Raw genomic sequence first — 21,788 nt, 5'->3', positions numbered from 1 at the left:
GGTAGGCAGATGGTTTAAATTTTAGCGCAGTTTGCGAAGACGCGCACGCTATTCGGCGCACATAACGTTGGCGTTTGCGCAACTCTGCACCGCTTATCGGGAGCGCCTCCCCCGCCTTCAGGCGATTGTGTTACGCTTAATGGCAACCCCGACGCGCGCGCCGCGTTGGCACTACGCCGATAAACGCGGCAAGATTCAACGCGATGCAGCAAAAAATTGACGCGCCGCCGCCGCCCCGTTAGCGTGAGCGCTGAATCCGGGTTTCGTCGCGCATGCCCGCAAGGACAAAAGGACAAGAAAAAGTTATGCCAATACGCAAAGTTAGTTTGCTCCGTCTGATCCCGCTGGCCAGCCTGGTGCTGGCCGCCTGTACCACCACCAAGCCAACCGGCCCGGCCACCAGCCCGACCTCACCGCAGTGGCGCGCCCATGAGCAGGCGGTGCAGCAGCTTAGCACCTATCAGACCCGCGGCTCCTTCGCCTACTTGTCTGATCAGAAAAAAGTCTATGCCCGCTTCTTCTGGCAGCAGTTTTCGCCGGAGCGCTACCGCCTGCTGCTGACTAACCCGCTGGGCAGCACGGAAATGGATCTCAACGTACAGAAAAACGTGGTGCAGCTGACCGACAACCAGGGCAAACGCTACGTCAGCGACAACCCGGAAGAGATGATCCGCAAGCTGACCGGGATGGCGATCCCGCTGAACAACCTGCGCCAGTGGATGGTCGGCCTGCCGGGCGAAGCCAGCGATTTTGCGCTGGATGACCAATATCGCCTGAGCAAACTGACCTACCAGCAAGGCGGTCAAACCTGGAAGGTGGATTACCAGAGCTACAGCACCGAGGTGCAGCCGACGCTGCCGAACCGTCTGGAGCTGCAGCAGGGCGACCAACGCATCAAACTGAAAATGGATAACTGGACGCTCAAATGATCCGCCAGTGGCCCTCCCCCGCGAAGCTCAACCTGTTTCTGTACATCACCGGCCGTCGTGAAGACGGCTATCACCTGCTGCAGACGCTGTTCCAGTTTTTGGACTACGGCGACACCCTGACCATTGACCCGCGCCAGGACGATCGCATTAACCTGCTGACGCCGGTCGACGGCGTGCCGGACGAGCAGAACCTGATCGTGCGCGCCGCCCGCCTGCTGCAGCGCTATTGTGATGAACAGGGTCTGCAGACCGCACCGCGCGGCGCCGACATCAGCATCGACAAGCGCCTGCCGATGGGCGGCGGTTTGGGCGGTGGCTCCTCCAACGCCGCCACCGTGCTGGTGGCGCTGAACGAACTGTGGCGCTGCGGCCTTGACGACGACCAACTGGCAGAGCTGGGGCTCAGCCTCGGCGCCGACGTGCCGGTGTTCGTGCGCGGCCACGCCGCCTTCGCCGAAGGCATCGGCGAGCGCCTGCAGCCGGCCGAGCCGCAGGAAAAATGGTATCTGGTGGCGCATCCCGGCGTCGGCATCCCGACGCCGGTTATCTTCGGCGACGCCGAATTGAAAAGGGACACCCCGGTTCGCTCCTTAAGTGAGCTGTTGCAGGCGCCGTACGCAAATGATTGCGAACCGATCGCAAGAAAACGTTTTCGCGAGGTTGAACAGCTTCTTTCATGGCTGTTAGAATACGCCCCGTCACGCCTGACTGGCACAGGTGCTTGTGTGTTTGCTGAATTCGACACAGAAATCGCCGCCCGTCAGGTGTTAAATCAAGCCCCGGAGTGGTTGTGTGGTTTTGTAGCGCGCGGCGTTAACGTCTCCCCACTACATCGCATTCGTTCCGGGCGGTTTGAGTCGTAGCTCAACGTTTCGCTGCGCAGGGTCATGCACACCTGGCCCTGTTATCCCTGCGCTGCCTGCGGTCTCAATTTTAGTTTTACATACCCGTATGTATATTGCGCCGGCGTCGCCGACTGCCCCTTGGCGATGTCGTATGACAATATCTTCTCTGGACGCAAGCCTGAGGTTCTTCTCGTGCCTGATATGAAGCTTTTTGCTGGTAACGCCACCCCGGAACTAGCACAACGTATTGCCAACCGTTTGTACACCAGCCTTGGTGACGCCGCTGTAGGTCGTTTTAGCGACGGCGAAGTGAGCGTGCAAATCAACGAAAATGTACGCGGCGGTGATATTTTCATCATCCAGTCCACCTGTGCCCCGACCAACGACAACCTGATGGAACTGGTTGTGATGGTCGACGCCCTGCGTCGCGCCTCCGCAGGTCGTATTACCGCCGTTATCCCTTACTTCGGCTATGCCCGCCAGGATCGCCGCGTGCGTTCCGCGCGTGTGCCAATCACCGCCAAGGTGGTTGCCGATTTCCTCTCCAGCGTAGGGGTTGACCGCGTTCTGACGGTGGATCTGCATGCTGAGCAGATTCAAGGCTTCTTCGACGTACCGGTAGACAACGTGTTCGGCAGCCCGATCCTGCTGGAAGACATGCTGCAGCAGAACCTGGAAAACCCGATCGTGGTTTCTCCGGACATCGGCGGCGTCGTGCGCGCCCGCGCCATCGCCAAACTGCTGAACGACACCGACATGGCCATCATCGACAAACGCCGCCCGCGCGCGAACGTTTCTCAGGTGATGCACATCATCGGTGACGTGGCAGGCCGCGACTGCGTGCTGGTCGACGACATGATCGACACCGGCGGCACCTTGTGTAAAGCGGCTGAAGCGTTGAAAGAACGCGGTGCCAAGCGCGTATTCGCCTACGCGACGCACCCGATCTTCTCCGGCAACGCCGTGGACAACATCAAGAACTCGGTGATTGATGAAGTGATCGTCTGCGACACCATTCCGCTGTCGCCGGAAATCAAGGCACTGAAAAACGTTCGCACTCTGACCCTGTCCGGCATGCTGGCTGAAGCCATCCGCCGCATCAGCAACGAAGAGTCGATCTCTGCGATGTTCGAGCATTAATTTCGTCGTCTTTCCGGTGCGGCGCCCACTGCGCCGGAAAGATAACGCGCCCGACAGCAGAAAAAGAAAAACCCGTTGGTGCGCGAGCAACAACGGGTTTTCTACTTGTAGTCCGACATGACCTCAAACCTTAATGCACGGCAGATGTTCCCTTGCCCCGCTCTTGCTTCCCTTCTGCTTTTTTAATCAATGCGACGAACGATGTTGATCGTTGCGGCACCGTTTATCAAAGTGTTTTACCCACCAGTAGCGATCCGCCACCTGTTCGCGGCCGCCGATACGTGCGCCCACCAGCCACAACAGCGCGCCGACGAAGATGCTCATGATGGCGCCGTGGGCGAAAAATTGCGGCAGATTGAACTGGGATACTTCAGCAATAATTGAGTATCCGACGCCGCCGATCATCACGACCAGCCCCAGCCCCATAAAAAAGTTGCCCACTCTGTCCGCGCTTCTACGTTTCATATGCCACCTCCATGATTGCCATGTGCCAACCGGGATAACGCTGCAACTTGTTAACCCACTTTGATAAGTTAAGTATAGTCCCTGTTGTGGCAAGGGGATTGCGGAGGCGATCACAAATGGTAAAGAATTATTGACACTTCTTAACACGGCACTGAAAATTAGCGGACAAATTGAATTATTCAGCTAATGAATCATTCGTCTTTCTTACCCAGGGTGACGGCAGAGATCGGGTTTTGTCATTCATCGCCCCGACAGGTAGACTAAGGCCCTTTCCATTACCCTGATCATAGCGAATCTCCCAGTGAGCAGTATTAAATTGATAGTCGGTCTCGCCAACCCGGGCGCGGAATACGCCCAGACACGCCACAACGCCGGCGCCTGGTACGTCGATCTGCTGGCCCAGCGCCACAATCAGCAGTTAAAAGAAGAGAGCAAGTTCTTCGGCTACACCGCCCGTTTGAACCTGGCGGGCAACGACGTGCGCCTGCTGGTGCCGACCACCTTCATGAACCTGAGCGGCAAAGCGGTGCTGGCGATGGCCAACTTCTACCGCATCGAACCCAGCGAGATCCTGGTGGCGCACGACGAGCTGGATCTGCCGCCCGGCGTGGCCAAAATCAAGCTCGGCGGCGGCAACGGTGGCCACAACGGCCTGAAAGACATCCAAAACAAGTTCGGCAACAACCCGAACTTCTATCGCCTGCGCATCGGCATCGGCCATCCGGGCGACAAGAACAAGGTGGTGGGCTTCGTGCTCGGCAAGCCGCCGGCCAGCGAACAGAAGATGATTGACGAAGCGATCGACGAGTCGCTGCGCTGCACCGAAATGCTGATGAAGGACGGGCTGGAAAAAACCGTTCAGCGCCTGCACAGCTTCAAGGCGCAGGCCTGATCCTTGCCGCAGCGGGCGCCCTGCCCGCTGCTTGCTTTTAGCCGCGCGGGTTGAAGGTTTCCTCGCCCACCCGGCGCTCATCGGCGGTGAAGCCCTCTTCCGCCACGTAATACTGCGGATCGTCCAGCTCATGGCTGCAGAACGGCCCGGCGCGTTTGAGCAGGCGCACGCAGTCAGCGCTCAGGTGGCGCAGACGAATGCTTTTCCCCGCCGCCAGATAACGCGCCGTCAGCTTATCGATCGCCTCCACGCCGCTGGAATCCATCACCCGGGTGCCGGCAAAATCCAGCACCACATTCTGCGCATCGCTCTGCGGATCGAACAGCTCGGCGAAAGCCGCGGCGGAGCCGAAGAACAGCGGGCCATCCAGTTGATACACCGCCACGTCGCCCGTTACCTGCCGCTGGCGCACGCGGATGCGCGCCTGCTGCCAGGCGAACACCAGCGCCGAGATAATCACCCCGCTGATCACCGCCACCGCCAGATCGGTAAAGATGGTGATCAGCGTGACGACGATCATTACCAGCGCGTCGGCTTTCGGCATGCGGCGCAAGCGGCGCAGCGAGCTCCACTCGAAGGTGTTGTAACACACCACCAGCATCACCCCGGCCAGCGCCGCCACCGGCAGCAGGCCGATATAGCGCGACAGGCTGACCACGAACAGAATCAGCAGGATGGCGCCCACCGTACCGGAGATGCGCCCGCGCCCGCCCGAGGTGAAGTTGATGATCGACTGGCCGATCATCGCGCAGCCGGCGAAGCAGCCGAACAGGCCGCATACCGCGTTACCGGCGCCCTGCGCGATACTCTCGCGATTGCCGTTGCCCTTCTTGCCGCCCATTTCATCCAGCACCGTCATGGTCAGCAGCGATTCAATCAAACCGACCAGGGCGATCACCACCGCATAGGGCAGCACCACCCGCACCATCTCCAGGGTAAACGGCGCCGTCGGCAGACTAAAGTGCGGCAGCGCGCCGGAAATGTCCGCCAGATCGCCCACCCGCAGCGTGTGCAGGTTGAGGCCGATGGCCAACGCCGAGACCACCAGCAGCGCCGCCAGCGAAGACGGAATGGCCTTGGTCAGGCGCGGGAACAGCACCACCACCGCAATCGCCAGCGCCACCAGGCCGTACATCAGCGGCCCCTGCCCGGCGATCATCTTCAGCTGCGCCAGCATGATGACGATCGCCAGGCCGTTGACGAAGCCGTGGATCGCCGGCAGCGGCACCAGACGAATGAACTTGCCCAGCCGGAAGGCGCCGATCAGGATTTGAATCGCCCCGGCAAACAGCGTGGCCCACAGCACGTAACCCATGCCGTACTGCGCCGCCAGGCTCATCAGCACCACCACAATGGAGCCGGCGGCGCCGGAAACCATGCCCGGTTTGCCGCCGAACAGCGCCGTGACCAGGCCGATAATAAACGCGGTATGCAAGCCGACAATCGGCGAAAGACCGGCGACCAGCGAAAAGCCGACCGCCTCGGGGATCATCGAAACCGCCACCACAAAGCCCGCCAGGACTTCATTTTTAACGTCCGCGATCCTGACGTTACTCAGGTTAAACATGCATTATTCACTTATGATAGATGACATCATCTCCCCGCGTAGCGGGTATGGGGTACCGCAAGGCGCGGCAGAGTGCAGGCGGGCACAGCTCAGGGTGGCGTAGGCAAGAAATACATCCGGCGCGTTTCCTGTCGGTTAATCGGAATGGCCAGTATGGGTAAATGTGATCCAAATCTCAAATAAAAACCGGCCGTCCGCGCTGCGTTCGCCCCGGCCAAGCAAGTCTGATCGAGATAAACGCCCATTACGTGTATAATGGCGGCATTATTTTGCCCTTTATGCAGTCGGTTAAATCTAACCAGCTGATAGTTAAGATATTTAAGGTGATTACAACATGGGATTCAAATGCGGTATCGTCGGCCTGCCTAACGTAGGCAAATCCACCCTGTTCAACGCGTTGACCAAAGCGGGCATTGAAGCAGCCAACTTCCCGTTCTGCACCATTGAACCGAACACCGGTGTGGTGCCGATGCCCGATCCGCGTCTGGATAAGCTGGCCGAGATCGTCAAGCCGCAGCGCATTCTGCCAACCACCATGGAATTCGTCGACATCGCCGGCCTGGTGAAAGGCGCGTCTAAAGGTGAAGGCCTGGGCAACCAGTTCCTGACCAACATCCGCGAAACCGAAGCCATCGGCCACGTGGTGCGCTGCTTCGAGAACGACAACATCATTCACGTCAACAACAAGGTCGATCCGGCCGAAGATATCGACGTCATCAACACCGAGCTGGCGCTGTCTGACCTGGACACCTGCGAACGCGCTATCCACCGCGTGCAGAAAAAAGCCAAAGGCGGCGACAAAGACGCCAAGGCCGAGCTGGCGGCGCTAGAGAAATGCCTGCCGCACCTGGAAAACGCCGGCATGCTGCGCGCGCTGGATCTGACTGCGGAAGACAAAGCGGCGATCAAATACCTGAGCTTCCTGACGCTGAAGCCGACCATGTACATCGCCAACGTCAACGAAGACGGCTTCGAGAACAACCCGTACCTGGACACCGTGCGTAAAATCGCCGATGCCGAAGGCTCCGTGGTAGTTGCCGTGTGCGCCGCTGTGGAATCCGACATCGCCGAGCTGGAAGATGAAGAGCGCGACGAGTTCATGGCCGAGCTGGGCCTGGAAGAGCCGGGCCTGAACCGCGTGATCCGCGCCGGTTACGAGCTGCTGAACCTGCAAACCTACTTCACCGCCGGCGTGAAAGAAGTGCGCGCCTGGACCATCCCGGTCGGCGCCACCGCCCCGCAGGCGGCCGGCAAGATCCACACCGACTTCGAGAAAGGCTTTATCCGCGCGCAAACCATCTCCTATGACGACTTCATCACCTACAAGGGTGAGCAAGGCGCCAAAGAAGCCGGCAAAATGCGCTCCGAAGGTAAAGACTACATCGTCAAAGACGGCGACGTGATGAACTTCTTGTTCAACGTCTAACCCCTTCCCCGCAGCGTTTCTCTCCGCTGCCGGAAACGGAAAAATCCACGCTTCGGCGTGGATTTTTTTGTCTCTCGGTTCTGCGTTTTGACGATCTGGACACAGAGCATCACGGTCTCATGTTTCCCACAGAACGATCTCGCCGTACGCTTCATTGCGCCCGTCATGACGGCATTATTCGCATCGCAGCACGAAAAACGGCTCTCGTGTTGATCCCTTGTCCTACAGGAAAAAGCTTGTCATCTTCCCTCGCGTCTTTATAATGAGTATTTACTCACTTATTAAAGGAGCCTCAAAGTGGCCCGTCCCCGCAGTGAAGAAAAGCAGCAGGCGCTCTTGCAGGCCGCCACCGACATTTTTGCCGAACAAGGATTAGCGGCACCCACATCGGCCATCGCCAGGAAAGCCGGCGTCTCGGAAGGCACGCTGTTCCGCTACTTTGAAAATAAGGACGTACTGCTGAGCGCAGTCTGCGACTACCTGCTTGATGAAATGGAGCGCCTGCTGACGCAAAGCTTGCAGGACGTTTCGCCGGGTAAAGATCAAATGCAGCTCGCCTGGGATGCCTACATTGACTGGGCGCTCGCCAATCCCGCCGCGTATGCGACAGGGAACAAATTGATGGTCTCCGGCAAGTTATCCCCTGCACAGAGGGAAAGAAGCGTACGGTTCGGTGATATTTCCCAGCTGGGTATTCCGTTAGTCCAGGGGCTGGATTTAGCGCAGTCGAGCGAGTTTCAGGGCATGATCTGCACGGTAATGGCCAATTGTGTTATCGATATGGCCGTTCAAAAACCGCACCTGCTGGATATTTACAAACGCGCAGGTTATGAAGCCATGGTGCGGGCCATTGAGCTTCCTGGCGCTCATACAGCCATCTAGCTTCTTTTTTTAATTAAATAATGAGTGCGTACTCACGCATTAAAAAGATACGACAATCATGCCACCCGTTTCAAAACTAAAAATGCTGCGGACACGGGCCTATCCAAGGCTCCGCCGACTCACATTCTTTTCTCTGTTTCTCAGCGTGTCTTTGATCCTCTGCGGGTGCGCAACCTCGCCTGTATCAGACCGTTTGTCAGGAACCCGCCATGTTCCAGCAACATGGCGGGCCACCCCGTCTGACTCGGCACACGTGTCTGTGTGGAATGCATGGCCCCCCGCCCGAAATGAATCCGGCGCCCGGCGCTTGCGCGCTTCGACTGGCAAATCCAGTCACGTAGAGCATGTACGCGGAGCACAAACGCCGGTTGCGCGCGCAAATTTGGAGTGCGTTCAAGCGTTATGGAATGACGCTCGCAAACTGGTTGCGGCAGAGGCTGCGGCCCTCTATTACGCATCGCGTACCTGCCGGCGACAACACGCGTTCTCTACCCAAAGCGCGCCATTGCCTGAATCCTTCGAACGGGCGATACAAACGCCCCCTCGCCGGGCGTCCCAATCTGGTCAGAAGGAAGTCGCCGAGCGTGGCAAAGCCGCACCCGATGGAAGCGGGATCAACCGCCACACGACCCAGCATTCTGCTCCCCGGACGTTGGACCTATCGAGCGTAGACACCGACCCCGGCGAAAGCGAGGCGGATTGGCAGGCTGAACCGCATGAGCATCATAACCGCGTGCGATCCACAGTGCGGAAGTGGATACGGCGTTTGTTCACTTCGTCAGAGCGGGCAATGCTTCAACGCCAGGCTGAACCGCAGCAGAACAGCACCGGATTCGTTTGAAATTCAATACAGAACAATACATCGCCGCGCCGTTGGCGACTGGTCCGACAAATAATTACCTTATGGGTTCTCCCGATGACACAACTGATAGCTCAAAACACACGCCCCCGCTTTTGGTCTTTACAGACACTTCGTACAACCGTGCTGGTGATGCCGATTGTCGCCTTATCGGCCTGCGATGCGCCGGCGGACAAGGTTGCCCCACCGGCAGATAAACCGATGCTGACCGTGGCCCTGACAACACCGGCAATACAGCCCCTTTCCCGCACTGTCACGGCTAATGGTTCGATTGCGGCCTGGCAAGAGGCGATCATCAGCCCGGAAGCCAATGGGCTGCGCGTGCAAAAACTGTTGGTGCAGGAGGGGGATGTTGTACGCCAGGGCCAACCTCTGGCGGAATTTACACGCGACTCCGTGATGAATGACTGGCTGCTGGCGAAAGCCGATCTCAACGAAGCGAAAGCGGTCACTCTGAATGCGCAAGCGGATGGAAAACGAGCGCGATTGCTGCGCGGTGTCGGCAGCCTGAGCGAACAGGATATTCAGAAACTGTTAACCCAGGAAAAGACGGCGCAGGCGCGTCTGGAGTCGGCGAAAGCACGTATGGCGGCTCAGCAGTTGCGGCTGGACCAGACGATATTACGCGCCCCCGACGACGGCATCATCTCCGCGCGATCGGCCACGATCGGTTCAGTTCCTATGCAAAGCACCGAAATGTTTCGCCTGATCCGCCAGGGAAAATTTGAATGGCGGGCGGAATTGTCGGCGCAGCAGCTGGAACAGATCCAACCGGGGCAAAAAGCGCAGATCGCCTCACCTGGCGGTAACACCTGGGAAGGCGTCGTACGCCTGGCCGCCCCGACGGTCAATGCGACCTCGCGCCGCGGGATTGCCTATGTGGACATCCTCCCATCGACAGCGAAGAACGCCTCTCCCATTCGGCCCGGCACGTATGCCAGCGGTCTGATTACGGTCGGCGATCGGCAAGGGCTGACCGTGCCGCAATCCGCCGTCGTGGCGCGCGACGGTTTTCACCTGGTGTTCACCGTAGATGACGAGCTGCGTGCACATCCGCTTAAAGTCGCGGTAGGCCGTCTGGTGAATGACCAGCAGGAGATCCTGTCCGGTCTTCAAGGCGCGGAACGCATCGTCGCCAGCGGCGGCGTGTTCCTCAATGAGGGCGATAAAGTCCAGTTGGCCAACACGGCCGAGGCTTCCAACTCATCGGATCCGCGCTAAGAGGCCCATCATGAATATCTCTACCTGGTCCATCCGCAACCCCATTCCGTCTATCTTGCTCTTTGTCATCTTGAGCGTTGCCGGCTTTTATTCTTTCAAATTGATGAAGATCCAGAGCTTCCCGGACATGGATGTGCCCACGGTGACCGTGTCCGCTTCGCTTCCGGGCGCTGCGCCGCCCCAACTCGAAACGGAGGTGGCGCGCAAGCTGGAGGACACCGTCTCTTCGGTGCAGGGATTGAAGAACCTGCGCACTACGATCCAAGACGGGCTGGTCGATATCTCAGCGGAGTTTCGTCTGGAAAAACCCGTTCAGGAAGCGGTGGATGAAGTCCGGTCAGCCGTGCAAAGCATTCGCACCGAGTTGCCGACGGATTTACGTGATCCTATCGTTCGCAAGCTCAACATCACGGGCAAACCTATCCTGGCCTTTTCCATCAGCGCCAGCAAGATGGATGAGAATGAACTGTCCTGGTTTGTGGACAATACCCTGTCGCGGCGTCTGAGAGGCGTCGCCGGCGTAGGGTCAGTCACCCGTGTGGGCGGCGTGAACCGCGAGATCCAAGTCGAACTCGATCCGGTCAAACTGGAGGCGATTGGCGCCACCGCTGCCGAAGTTTCCCGTCAGTTGCGTGATGTACAGATGGACGCGACGGGCGGGCGAGTCGATCTGGGGCGGGGAAAACAACCGCTGCGTTTGGTCGCCCGCGTCAAGAACGTGGATGAATTAGCCGCAGTCGAACTGTCGTTGCCCGGCGGGCAACGTTTTCGCCTGGACGACGTGGCGACGCTGAAAGACACCATTGCGGAACGCAGTGCACTTGCGCTCCTCAACGGCAAGAAGGTGGTGGGCTTTGAGATCACGCGCGCCAAAGGCGCCGGTGAAGTCGAGGTCGGCAACAAGGTTGAAAAAGTTCTGGCGCAATTGCGCACGGAGCGGCCTGATTTGCACATCACGCAGGTCTTCGACTTTGTCCGGCCTGTGCAAGAGGAGTTCGACGCCTCCATGCACATGATTTATGAAGGCGCCATTCTCGCTATCCTGGTGGTCTTCATGTTTCTGCGCGATATCCGCGCGACGTTGATCTCGGCGGCGGCTTTGCCCCTGTCGATTTTACCGGCCTTCATCGGTATGGACATGATGGGCTTTTCGCTCAGTATCGTCACGCTGCTGGCGCTGTCGCTGGTGATTGGCCTGTTGGTGGATGATGCCATCGTCGAAGTGGAGAACATCGAACGCCACATCGGCATGGGTAAACCGCCGTACCAGGCCGCGATGGATGCCGCATCGGAAATCGGCCTGGCCGTCGTCGCCACGACGTTTGCCTTGATCGCCGTTTTCCTGCCGACGGCCTTCATGTCCGGCGTTGCCGGAAGATTCTTCACGCAGTTTGGATGGACGGCGGCGCTGGCGGTGTTTGCCTCGCTGGTTGTGGCGCGCTTGCTGACGCCAATGATGGCCGCCTACCTGATGAAACCGCATGTGCGCCCTCAGCGCGATCCTTTCTGGATGGCGCTATACCTGCGCGCCTGCCGGTGGACACTGCGGCACCGCGGGCTCACCCTGGCGCTGGCCGGCGGGTTCTTTATCGGCTCTCTGATGCTTATTCCTCTACTGCCCCAGGGTTTTTTCCCTGCAGATGACAACTCTCAGACGCAGGTGACGTTGGAACTGCCGCCTGGGAGCACGCTGGAACAAACCCAGGCCATGGCAGAACTCGCTCGGCATCGCCTGGCCCCCATCCCGCATATCCGTAACATCTATACCACCATCGGTGGCGGTGCAACGGGCGGCGATGTCATGGCTTCCGATGGAAAAACCGACGTTCGCATGGCAACGCTGACGGTGTTGTTGGATGCGCGTAAAGAGCGCCCGAAGAAGCAGGTCATCGAAGGCGAGATACGCACGGCAATGGCAGCACTTCCGGGGGTACGCAGCAAAGTGGGGTTTGGCGGATCAGGTGAAAAATACCAGTTGGTGTTGGCCGGCGATGATCCCCAGGTGCTGGCTAAGGCGGCCGATTCAGTATTAAGTGATCTGCGGCAGCTCCCTGGCCTCGGTAACATTACCTCCAGTGCCGGGCTGGCGCGCAGCGAAATCCTCCTGCAACCCAATTTCGCCAAAGCGGCCGATCTTGGGGTATCGGGCGTCGCTATTGCCGATACTTTGCGTATTGCGACCGTAGGCGACTACGATCAGTTCCTGTCAAAATTCAACGTGGAGCAGCGCCAGATCCCGATCGTCGTCAAGCTGTCAAAAGACATCCGTGAGGATATGGGATTACTTGAACGTTTGACCGTACCCGGCGCCAGAGGCCCGGTGCTACTCAATCAGATCGTCAACATTGAGCAAGGCAGTGGGCCGGCCCAGATCAATCGCATCAATCGCACACGCAGCGTGACTCTTGACGTGGAACTGTCGGGCACCCAACTCGGGGATCTGGCCGCTCAGGTGGCGAAGCTGCCGTCAATCCAGAATCTGCCGGTCGGCGTGCACCAGGTTGTGCAGGGTGATGACGAAATGATGAAGGAACTGTTTGCCGGTTTCGGCACAGCTATGGTCGCCGGTATCCTGGCCATCTATATCGTGCTGGTTCTGCTGTTCAAAGACTTCTTCCAACCGATCACCATTCTGGCTGCGCTCCCGCTGTCATTGGGCGGTGCATTCGTCGGGTTACTGCTGGCGGGCCAGTCGTTCACGATGTCATCCCTGATCGGGTTAATCATGTTGATGGGGATTGCGACCAAAAACTCGATACTGCTGGTCGATTATGCGATCGAGTCACGTCGCGGCCATTACGGCCCGAATGGCGAAGTGCTCAATAAACCCATGAGCCGGACGGAGGCGCTGATTGATGCCTGCCACAAACGTTCCCGCCCCGTCATCATGACGACGTTAGCGATGGGAGCAGGCATGTTGCCTGTGGCTCTGGGTTTCGGCAGTGCCGATCCCAGCTTCCGCAGCCCGATGGCGGTGGCCGTCATCGGAGGATTGATCACCTCCACCGTGCTGAGCCTGCTGGTTATCCCTGTCGTTTATACCCTGATTGACGATCTTGAAAACTGGCTGCGCAAGTTGCCCAGCTTGCTGGCACGCAGCAAGAACCTGAGCGGGAGGAAAAAAGCCGGGTTTGCCATGCTTATCGTAGTTCTGCTGTATTGGCTGGCATTTCCTGTCATTCCGTTCCTCGACATCCCCTACAAGATTGTCGTTGTCTCTACGCTTGTTGTGGTCGGCGAAACCTTGTTTGTCATTGCCATCGCCTTGCTGGGCAAAGAGTATTGGGGACAGATCAAACACTGGATGCGGCAAAAGGTCTTTAAGCGAAAAGGCTAAGCGCTGATAACGGTTCGCGGTGGCGAATAGCGTTTTGCCGCCGCCGCTCCCCCATCAACTTCCCTCCCACACCGAAGGCAGATTCTCGCTGCGCCATTTCTCCCCCGCCGCCGTCCCCGGCACCGGCGGTTTCAATCCGTCTATCGTCCACAGCGGGAACGGCGTTTCGTCCACGTGCAGCTCCCAGCGCAGCCCGCGTGCGGCGATGTAGGGTTGCAGGATGCGGGTGCAGGCCGCCAGAAATTGCTGCTGCTCCGCGTCGTTGTCCATGGCGCGCGCGATATGGTCGATGGTCACCCGCACGAAGTCATCGGCCGGTTCGCCGCCAAGATAGGCCGAACCTGTCGGCAACGCATGGAAGAAGACGTTGACGTAGAAACGCGGCAAAAAGTCCTGGTACAGGGCGGTGACCTTCTGCGCAATCGCGCGTTTATCGGCGGCGCTGAAGGCCGGTTCGGGGTGGTAGATCTGCCACAGTGGCATCGCGTTGTCTCCTAGGTTTTCCGGCCGGCGTTCAGGCCATCAGCCGTTGTTAAACGAAAACTCCAATAATAAGAGTAATAACTCCAATTATTGAAGTTATCAAGCCGAGGCGATAACATTCTCGGCAATCAGGCGGCAAGCGGAGGTAAGGCAACGTGAAAGCAAAAGGGTTTGAAGGCATGACGTGCTCGGTGGCGCACGTGCTGTCGGCACTGGGCGATCGCTGGGGCGCGATTCTCATGCGCGATCTATTGCTGGGGCTCTCGCGCTATGACGATTTGCGCCAATCGACCGGCATCACCAACAATACGCTGACCGATCGCCTCAAGGCCCTGGAAAGCCACGGCCTTATCGAAAAGCGGCAATACCAGACGCGTCCCGATCGCTACGAGTATCTGCCGACGGAGAAGGGAAAAGATCTCGGGCTGCTGGTGATGGCGATGATTCAGATTGGCGACAAATGGAATCTGTCCGAGCTGGCCGGGCCGCCGCTGCGCGTGGTTGACCGCGTAACCGGCCACCCCGCCACCCTGCGCGTGGTAGATGCCGTGACCGGCGAATCTCTGCCGCCGCAAAGCCTGGCGCTGGCCGCCGGGCCGGGCGCCGATGAGATCACGCGATGGCGGCTGGCCGTAGGCCAGGCCCGTTAACGGCGCGCTACAGCAGCGCAATCATCTTCAGCAGTTCCACCCGATTACGGATGCCGAACTTCTTGCCGGCATTGTTGAGGTGCGAATAAACGGTTTTCGGGTGCAAATTCAGCCGCCGCGCGGTCAGGCGGATATCTTCCGTACGGGCCGTTTCACACAACACCGCAGCCTCGCCAGGCGTGATCGCCGCCGCCCGCCGGCTCACCACGCGCCGTTCGCCCGCCTCTTCACGGCGGACTAGCGCCGCGCAGGTTTCCCACACCACCCGCAGCGCTTCCCGTTTGTGCAAAATCGCATCCGGCTGCGCCGCCGCGATAAATGCCAGGATCAGCGGCGAAGTCTTATCGACGAAGAACAGTATCCGGACGCCTTCATATTCAGCACGTGAGGCGTGAATAAATCGCAAATACGCTTCGAACCGGTAAATTTCATGGGGAAAATCCATGATAATTAAATCAGGCGCAGGGCTTATATTTTTAATGATATTAATATTGGGCGAGGATAAGGTTATCATTCCTTCTCCCAATAATGTTTTCATCCCCAAACGGCATAGCGGCGAACCGTCGATATAAATCACTCTCACTTTAATTCTCCTTATCAGCGTGAAAGTATGCTTCCATACCTCAGGCGGCTTGTCGCTGCTCTTTTTTGGGGTAATTCGCCTGCAAAGCACACCGATATAAAACAACTTGATAACATGTTTTTCAAATAATCACGCAACAGCCAGCACTTTGATTAATACGCAAAAAAGGCATGAATGTTTCAAATTATTTCATAAACAAAAACCGACGATCCAATAAAAACGCAACGCAATGATATAGATCTATTTTCCATTTTGTATGATATAAGCAAAAATGAAAATAAATGTAACAACCCGGACCACCAACTTATTACCATGCGGAAAATACCTATAGGGAAAATTCTTAGTTTGTTAGGATGAAAATCCATGTTTGCCGACGCGTTTAAAAAACAATTGCGCAACATGATTAATCAACAAACGCACGTCAGTAATTTATTACTGTCAGGAAAGCTTTTCTCTAAAGTTAATTAAAGGGTATTTCACATGAATGTTAAATTAGTCGCATTATCCATGCTGGCTCTCTCCGGCGCCTGTGCGGCCGCCTCGTCCAATACCGTGCAATTCAAAGGCGAAGTCAGCACGCAAACCTGTTCGGTGAATATTAACGGCAACCAATCCAACCCGGTCGTGTTGCTGCCAACCGTCGCCGCCAGCAAACTCGCCACCAAAGGCGCCACCGCCGGCGACACCACCTTTACCGTTAACGTCACGGGTTGTGCGGCGGCGACCAGCGATACGGCGATCAAAACCGTGTTGGCGGGCAACAACCCGACCACCAACGGCAATCTGGGCAACGCGGGCGATGCGGCCAAGGTGTCCATTCAACTGCTGGACAGCGACGCCACCACGCCGCTGTCATTCGCCAGCGGTTCGACCGTCACCACGTCGGCGATGACGCTGGCGAAAGACGCCACCTCCACCTCGCAGAACCTGGTGGCCCGCTACTACGCGGAAGACACCGGCGTGGCGGCCGGTTCGGTGATCGCCACCGCCCAGTTCGCCATTAGCTACAAATAAGCCGGCGTCAGGCGCCATACCTGTTGATGCCAGCGCCGTTCCTTAGCGGACGGCGCTGAATGACTCGCTTCTTTATCGGTTCACGTTTATGCCGCAGATATCCCGTTCCGCCCGCCGATGGGCCGCCCTGTCGCTTTGCCTGATGAGTTTTGCCGCCACCCACGCCTTGGCCAGCGTCACGCTGCTCGGCAACCGCGTGATCTACCCCGCCGAGGCGCGGGAGAAAACGCTGCAGTTCACCAACGATGACGGCGCCCCGGCGCTGATGCAGATCTGGCTCGACATCAACAACCCGCAGTCCACGCCGGAAAACGCCGATGCGCCCTTTGTCGCCTCGCCGCAAATCTTCCGCATGGATCCGCACAGCGGGCAAATGGTGCGGCTGTCGTTCGTCGGCCAGCCGCTGGCGCGCGATCGCGAATCGCTGTTCCACCTCAACTTCCTGCAGGTCCCCGCCGTGCGTCAGACGGACAGCGACAAGAACAAACTGCTGCTGGTGGTCACCAACCGGCTGAAAGTGTTCTATCGCCCGTCCGGGCTGGCCGGCGACGCCAACCACGTCATCGATCGCCTTAGCCTGCGTCAGGTTGGCAACGCGCTGCGCGTCGACAACCCGACCGGCTACTACGCCAACGTCAGCCAGGCGGTAATTCTGAGCGGCGCGAAGCGCAGCGCCATTCCGCAGGCGGATCTGATCCCGCCGTTTTCACAGGCCAATTGGCCGGTGAACGGGGAAGTGCGGCAGGTCGCGCTGCGCGTCATCAATGACTACGGGGTGGAAATCACGCGCACCCTGAACGTCGCGCGCTGAAACCAGACAGGGAGGTTTTCATGTTCGATGTCCGCAAGGCGACGCCGTTGCCCGCACGCTGGTGCTGCGCGCTGCTGGCGTTGCCGTTGGGCTGCGCCGCCGCCGACGGCTACACCTTCGATCCCGCGCTGCTGCGCGGCAGCGTGCTGAGCAACAGCGCCCTGAGACAGTTCAACCAGCAGGACGCCGTCGCCCCCGGCAGCTATCAGATCGATCTGTACCTCAACGGCCAGTTTCTCGAGCGCGATCAAATTCGCTTCGTGCGCGCAGGCAAACAGGTGCTGCCCTGTTTCGATCGGCCGCAGCTGACGCGCTTCGGGCTGAAAAATCCGCCGGCGGCCGAAACGGCATGCCTGCTGCCCGGCCGGGATCTGAAGGACATCATGGTGAACGCCGATATCTCGCGGCTGCGGCTGGATCTCAGCATTCCGCAGGCGCTGTTGAACGGCCGGCCGCGCGGCAGCGTCAATCCCGCCAGCCTGGACAGCGGCGAATCAATGGCCTTCGTCAATTACAACCTCAACCAGTACCACGTCAGCTACCGGCAGGGGCAAACCCGCGATCTCGATTCGACCTACGCCAACCTGAACGGCGGGTTCAACCTCGGGCTCTGGCGCTACCGCCAGCAGTCCAGCTACCGCTACGATCGGGAGTTCGGCGGTCACCTGGACACCAGCCGCCGCTACGTGCAGCGCGCAATCCTGCCCTGGCGCAGCGAAATGCTGTTGGGCGAAGGCTTTACCGACGGGCACTTCTTCTCCGGCCTGGGCTTTCGCGGCATTCAGCTCAGCTCGGACGATCGCATGCTGCCGGATTCACAGCGCGGCTATGCGCCGGTGGTGCGCGGCGTGGCGAAAAGCAACGCGCGCGTGACGGTGCTGCAGGGTAAAAGCACGCTGTACGAAACCACCGTGGCGCCGGGGCCGTTCGCCATCAACGATCTGTACGCCACCAACTACGCCGGCGATCTGACCGTGGTGGTGACCGAAGCCGACGGCAGCGTCAGCACCTTCACCGTGCCGTTCGCCGCGGTGCCGGAATCCATTCGCCCCGGCCAGTCGCGCTACTCCGCCATCGTCGGCCGTTCCCGCTACGTCGGCGACAACGATCTGTTCAGCGAAGTGACCTGGCAGCACGGCCTGACCAACGCCCTGACCTTCAACCTCGGCAATCAGCTGGCGGACGGCTATCAGGCGATGATGCTGGGCGGCGTGTACAGCAGCTGGCTGGGCGCCTTCGGCATGGATACCACCTATTCCCACGCCAGCCTGCCGGACGGCGGCGCCTCCGGCTGGATGCTGCACCTCTCTTACAGCCGAACTTTCAGCCCGACGGACACCACGCTATCCATCGCCGGCTACCGCTACTCTACCGAAGGCTTTCGCGATCTCAGCGACGTGCTCGGCGTGCGGCGCGCCGCCGTTACCGGCCAAAACTGGCAGTCCGACTCCTACCACCAGCGTTCGCGTTTCGAGGTGGCCGTCAATCAGGGCATGGGCGCGTTCGGCAGCCTGACGATGTCCGGCTCGACTCAGGACTACCGCGATCAGCGCGGCCGCGACAATCAGCTCCAGCTGGGCTGGGGGAAAACCTTCGGCAACGGCGTGGCGCTTAACCTCTCCGTCACCCGCACCCGCAGCCTGGGCTACAGCAACGGCGACTACCGCGGCTACGGGCCGCTGGATAACGTCTACAGCGCGCCGCTGGCGCAGAACGCGCAGACCGTCACCGCCCTGTCGCTGAGCTTCCCGCTCGGGCGTTCATCATCCGCCCCCAGCGTCTCGCTGCTGGCCAACCACAGCCAGGGTCAGGGCGGCAACTATCAGGCTGCGCTGTCGGGCAGCGTCGGCGACGAACAGCCGGTCAGTTACGGCCTGAACTTCACCACCGACGACGATCGCCAACAAAGCGTCTGGGGCGGCAACCTGCAAACCCGCCTGCCTTACGCCAACGTCACCGGCTCGTTCTCCACCGCGCGCCAGTACCGACAAGGCTCCCTGTCGCTGCAGGGCGCGGTGGTGGCGCACCGCGGCGGCGTGACATTAGGGCCGTATGTCGGCGACACCTTCGCCCTGATCGAAGCGCCCGGCGCCAGCGGCGCACGGGTGATGGACGGCCAGGGCGCGCGCGTCGATCGCTTCGGCTATGCGCTGGCGCCGGCGCTGGTGCCCTATCACTACAACACCGTCGCGCTGAACCCCGAGGGCATGAACGACAAAGCGGAACTGGAAGACGGCCAGCGGCGCGTGGCTCCTTATGCCGGTGCCACGGTGCGCCTGCGCTTCAACACCGTGCGCGGCCAGGCGCTGCTGATCACCGCACAGCGGCCCGATAACGCACCGATCCCGATGGGCGCCAACGTCCTTGACGCGGCAGGCAACAGCGTGGGCATGGTCGGCCAGGCCAACCAGGTGTACCTACGCAGCGATCGGAGCGCCGGCGAACTGACGCTGAACTGGGGCGCCGCGCCCGGCCAGCAGTGCACGCTGCATTATCGCCTGCCCGCCGCGGAAGACAGCCCGATTCAGCGGCTCAGCGCCCCATGCCGCTAGCCCGTTTAACTGATCTCAGGAGAGACGATGAAACACATTTCTTATCTGGTCGCCGCCCCGGCGCTGTTCGCCCTGTCGCTGTTCGGCGCGCCCGCGGCGCTGGCGCAATGCACGCGGGTCGCCCCCTGGATCGACTCCGGCTGCGATCCTTGCGGGGTGGGCACGGCGCTGGGCCGGGTCAACCTGACCAGCACCTATCTGCAGCCCGTCGGCACGCCGCTCGGCACCAGCGTGTTCGATCTGACCTCCGGCACCCGCTATCCCGACCCAAACAAGGTGCTGTATGAATGCGATGCCGGCGATGTCGGGCAAATTTATGAAGTCTTCGCCACCAACGGCGACGATCGCGTCGGCGGCTATTTCGATCTGGGCGCCAGGGACGGCAACCCCAACTATTACGCCACCTACTTCCCTTACGTCGGCATCCGTTTGACCCACCTGGATTCCGGCAAGGTTTTTACCCGTTACTGGCAGTCGGCGCCGATTACCCGCTACGCCACCGTCGGCAACAAAATCCAGATCCGGGTGAAAGACTTCAGCGCCATCCGCGCCGATCTGATCCGCATCAGCTCGCTGCCGGGCGCGGGCGCCAGCAACTACTGCGGCTACAGCGCCGGCAACCCGCTGGTGGGCATGGCGTCGACCACCGGCAATTCGAACTATACCTGCACGCAGCCGAACGGCTATGTCACCTTTCAGGGGCCCGGCATCGCTTCGGATCCTATCGGCAGCGATTCCGCCACCAACTACGCCACCTGGGGCACCGGGCGCTGGAACGCGATGGGCATGGGCACCGCACCGATCTCCTCATTGACCTATACCGCCACCTGCGTGGCGCGCAACGTCACGCCGCTGGTGATCCTGCCGACCATCTCCGTCAGCCAGTTGACCGCCGGGCAAACCTCACAGGCGCAGTTCACTATCAATATCGAATGCGACAACGCCGCCGTGTCCGGCGTCAGCAGCAACAATACCGCCCTCGGCCTGCAGGTGCCGTATGAAAGCTATGTCGCGGCGCAGCAGCTCGGGCTGGTCAGCGCCAACGGCGGCGTGAGCTACCTGCTCTCCAGCGGCTACGGCACCGACAGCAGCATCGCCACCGGCGTGGGCATCGCACTCGCCAACGCCGGCAACGGCGCGCCGATGAACTTTGTCGGCTGGGCGCGTTGCAGCGCCGGGCAATGCCCGCAGGGCAACGACGCCGGCTGGTACCCGGTGCTCAACGGCGCCAGCGGCGGCGGCAGCACCGCGGCGGGGTTTACCCATTACACCACCCAGCTCACCGCCACGCTCGCCCGGCTGCCCGGCCAAACCGTCACCGCCGGCAAGGTGGACGCCAGGGCCTACGTCTGGGTTAAGGTGCAATGATGAGAAAGAAATATCTGACGATGGGATGCGCCCTGCTGCTGGCGCTGGCTTCCATCGGCGCGCAGGCGGGCATCATCGCCTCCGCCACGCGGGTGATCTTTCATGAGGGCGAGACGGAAAAAACCCTGATGCTGCTCAACACCAACGGCTACCCGATCGTGGCGCAAACCTGGGTCGATAACGGTGACGTCAACGCCGCCCCCGAACTGTCCCGCGCGCCGTTTGTCACCCTGCCCAGCGTTTTCGCCCTGCCGCCTTCTGCGCTGAAAGGGCTGCGCATCCTGTTTGCCGGCGCTAACCTGCCCGCCGACCGGGAGTCGGTATTCTGGCTCAACCTGTATGAGATCCCGCCTAACCCGCCGACCACGCCGCCGCTGGCGTCGCGCGTGACGCTGGCGATGAACACCCAGATGAAGATCTTCTACCGGCCCAGAGCGCTGCAGGGGAAAGCCGAGAACGCGACCGAGGCCGTCTCATTCACGCTGCAAAAATCGCCGGACGGTTATCTGCTGCGCTGCCAAAACCGATCGGCGTTTTATCTCTCGTTCGCGCGCATCGCCGTGCACGCCGACAGGCGCGATTACCCGGTGCGGCAAGAAAGCGACATGATGACCGCGCCGTTCAGCACGCGAGATTATCACCTGGACGGCGTTGCAGCGCCGACACTCCCTTCTCAGGTCACCGTTCAGGCCACTCTCATCAACGACCAGGGCCAACAGATCGTCAAGCCATACACAGCAAACCCATAACGATAAAAAGCAGCA

The 21,788-nt window shown here is 59.8% G+C and carries 18 protein-coding genes; 14 read left to right on the top strand and 4 right to left on the bottom strand.

Features of this window, described 5'->3' with window-relative positions:
* The first annotated feature begins 305 nt into the window (after positions 1 to 305).
* From lolB to prs, 3 genes are all read left to right on the top strand, one after another.
* Positions 306 to 929 carry a lipoprotein insertase outer membrane protein LolB gene (gene lolB, locus AC2CGI_RS10780; protein ID WP_004941069.1) on the top strand — a complete coding sequence of 208 codons (624 nt, stop codon included), beginning with the start codon at positions 306 to 308 and terminating at the stop codon, positions 927 to 929.
* Positions 926 to 1,792 carry a 4-(cytidine 5'-diphospho)-2-C-methyl-D-erythritol kinase gene (gene ispE / locus AC2CGI_RS10775; RefSeq protein WP_015377571.1) on the top strand — a complete coding sequence of 289 codons (867 nt, stop codon included), beginning with the start codon at positions 926 to 928 and terminating at the stop codon, positions 1,790 to 1,792. The genes lolB and ispE overlap by 4 nt, the downstream gene beginning before the upstream one ends.
* Before the next feature lie 174 nt (positions 1,793 to 1,966).
* Positions 1,967 to 2,914 carry a ribose-phosphate diphosphokinase gene (gene prs / locus AC2CGI_RS10770; RefSeq protein WP_004941061.1) on the top strand — a complete coding sequence of 316 codons (948 nt, stop codon included), beginning with the start codon at positions 1,967 to 1,969 and terminating at the stop codon, positions 2,912 to 2,914.
* Positions 2,915 to 3,100: 186 nt separating this feature from the next.
* On the opposite strand, the gene ychH is transcribed toward prs, so the two are convergent.
* A complete protein-coding gene (gene ychH, locus AC2CGI_RS10765; protein WP_004941056.1) occupies positions 3,101 to 3,379 on the bottom strand; it encodes a stress-induced protein YchH in 279 nt (92 codons plus the stop codon).
* A 301-nt stretch (positions 3,380 to 3,680) separates the two neighbouring features.
* Here ychH and pth point away from each other — a divergent pair, with 301 nt between their 5' ends.
* On the top strand, positions 3,681 to 4,271 hold the full coding sequence (gene pth / locus AC2CGI_RS10760; protein ID WP_021504829.1) for an aminoacyl-tRNA hydrolase: 591 nt from the start codon (positions 3,681 to 3,683) through the stop codon (positions 4,269 to 4,271).
* A 37-nt stretch (positions 4,272 to 4,308) separates the two neighbouring features.
* Here pth and AC2CGI_RS10755 read toward each other — a convergent pair whose 3' ends face one another.
* Positions 4,309 to 5,838, bottom strand: coding sequence for a SulP family inorganic anion transporter (locus AC2CGI_RS10755; RefSeq protein WP_033633303.1), 1,530 nt, complete (start codon positions 5,836 to 5,838; stop codon positions 4,309 to 4,311).
* 334 nt (positions 5,839 to 6,172) lie between these two features.
* On the opposite strand from AC2CGI_RS10755, the gene ychF reads away from it, so the two are divergent.
* From ychF to AC2CGI_RS10735, 4 genes are all read left to right on the top strand, one after another.
* Complete coding sequence (ychF, locus tag AC2CGI_RS10750) at positions 6,173 to 7,264, top strand: redox-regulated ATPase YchF (RefSeq protein ID WP_033633304.1); 1,092 nt, start codon at positions 6,173 to 6,175, stop codon at positions 7,262 to 7,264.
* Positions 7,265 to 7,561: 297 nt separating this feature from the next.
* Positions 7,562 to 8,146: a TetR/AcrR family transcriptional regulator gene (locus AC2CGI_RS10745; protein ID WP_076740321.1), complete on the top strand. Its 585-nt coding sequence runs from the start codon at positions 7,562 to 7,564 to the stop codon at positions 8,144 to 8,146.
* 916 nt (positions 8,147 to 9,062) lie between these two features.
* Positions 9,063 to 10,226 carry an efflux RND transporter periplasmic adaptor subunit gene (locus tag AC2CGI_RS10740; RefSeq protein WP_242517248.1) on the top strand — a complete coding sequence of 388 codons (1,164 nt, stop codon included), beginning with the start codon at positions 9,063 to 9,065 and terminating at the stop codon, positions 10,224 to 10,226.
* Between the two features lie 10 nt (positions 10,227 to 10,236).
* Positions 10,237 to 13,563: an efflux RND transporter permease subunit gene (locus tag AC2CGI_RS10735; RefSeq protein WP_076740322.1), complete on the top strand. Its 3,327-nt coding sequence runs from the start codon at positions 10,237 to 10,239 to the stop codon at positions 13,561 to 13,563.
* A gap of 54 nt (positions 13,564 to 13,617) precedes the next feature.
* Here the strand turns inward: AC2CGI_RS10735 and AC2CGI_RS10730 are convergent, their stop codons facing one another.
* The gene (locus AC2CGI_RS10730; protein WP_076740323.1) at positions 13,618 to 14,046 is read right to left on the bottom strand and encodes a tautomerase family protein; all 429 of its coding nucleotides are present in this window, start codon (positions 14,044 to 14,046) and stop codon (positions 13,618 to 13,620) included.
* A 155-nt stretch (positions 14,047 to 14,201) separates the two neighbouring features.
* Between AC2CGI_RS10730 and AC2CGI_RS10725 the strand changes: the two genes are divergently transcribed.
* Complete coding sequence (locus AC2CGI_RS10725; protein WP_015377565.1) at positions 14,202 to 14,696, top strand: winged helix-turn-helix transcriptional regulator; 495 nt, start codon at positions 14,202 to 14,204, stop codon at positions 14,694 to 14,696.
* A 7-nt stretch (positions 14,697 to 14,703) separates the two neighbouring features.
* Here the strand turns inward: AC2CGI_RS10725 and AC2CGI_RS10720 are convergent, their stop codons facing one another.
* Positions 14,704 to 15,279 (bottom strand): helix-turn-helix transcriptional regulator, encoded by a 576-nt coding sequence (locus tag AC2CGI_RS10720; RefSeq protein ID WP_031300100.1) that lies wholly within the window; start codon positions 15,277 to 15,279, stop codon positions 14,704 to 14,706.
* 480 nt (positions 15,280 to 15,759) lie between these two features.
* On the opposite strand from AC2CGI_RS10720, the gene AC2CGI_RS10715 reads away from it, so the two are divergent.
* The 5 genes from AC2CGI_RS10715 (at position 15,760) to AC2CGI_RS10695 (ending at position 21,773) form a co-directional block, all read left to right on the top strand.
* Positions 15,760 to 16,293: a fimbrial protein gene (locus AC2CGI_RS10715; protein ID WP_015377562.1), complete on the top strand. Its 534-nt coding sequence runs from the start codon at positions 15,760 to 15,762 to the stop codon at positions 16,291 to 16,293.
* A gap of 88 nt (positions 16,294 to 16,381) precedes the next feature.
* Positions 16,382 to 17,104 carry a fimbrial biogenesis chaperone gene (locus AC2CGI_RS10710; protein WP_021504834.1) on the top strand — a complete coding sequence of 241 codons (723 nt, stop codon included), beginning with the start codon at positions 16,382 to 16,384 and terminating at the stop codon, positions 17,102 to 17,104.
* Between the two features lie 20 nt (positions 17,105 to 17,124).
* Positions 17,125 to 19,656 (top strand): fimbria/pilus outer membrane usher protein, encoded by a 2,532-nt coding sequence (locus AC2CGI_RS10705; protein WP_015377560.1) that lies wholly within the window; start codon positions 17,125 to 17,127, stop codon positions 19,654 to 19,656.
* 27 nt (positions 19,657 to 19,683) lie between these two features.
* Positions 19,684 to 21,024 carry a fimbrial protein gene (locus AC2CGI_RS10700; protein ID WP_015377559.1) on the top strand — a complete coding sequence of 447 codons (1,341 nt, stop codon included), beginning with the start codon at positions 19,684 to 19,686 and terminating at the stop codon, positions 21,022 to 21,024.
* Entirely contained in the window at positions 21,024 to 21,773 is a 750-nt protein-coding gene (locus AC2CGI_RS10695; RefSeq protein WP_015377558.1) for a fimbrial biogenesis chaperone, read from the top strand. Before AC2CGI_RS10700 ends, AC2CGI_RS10695 begins: the two co-directional genes overlap by 1 nt.
* The last annotated feature ends 15 nt before the right edge of the window (positions 21,774 to 21,788 follow it).

It is taken from the genome of Serratia sp. LSHTC3 (assembly GCF_057197125.1).
Note: the sequence above shows the minus strand (reverse complement) of the source record. Positions and strands in the feature narration are given on the sequence as shown.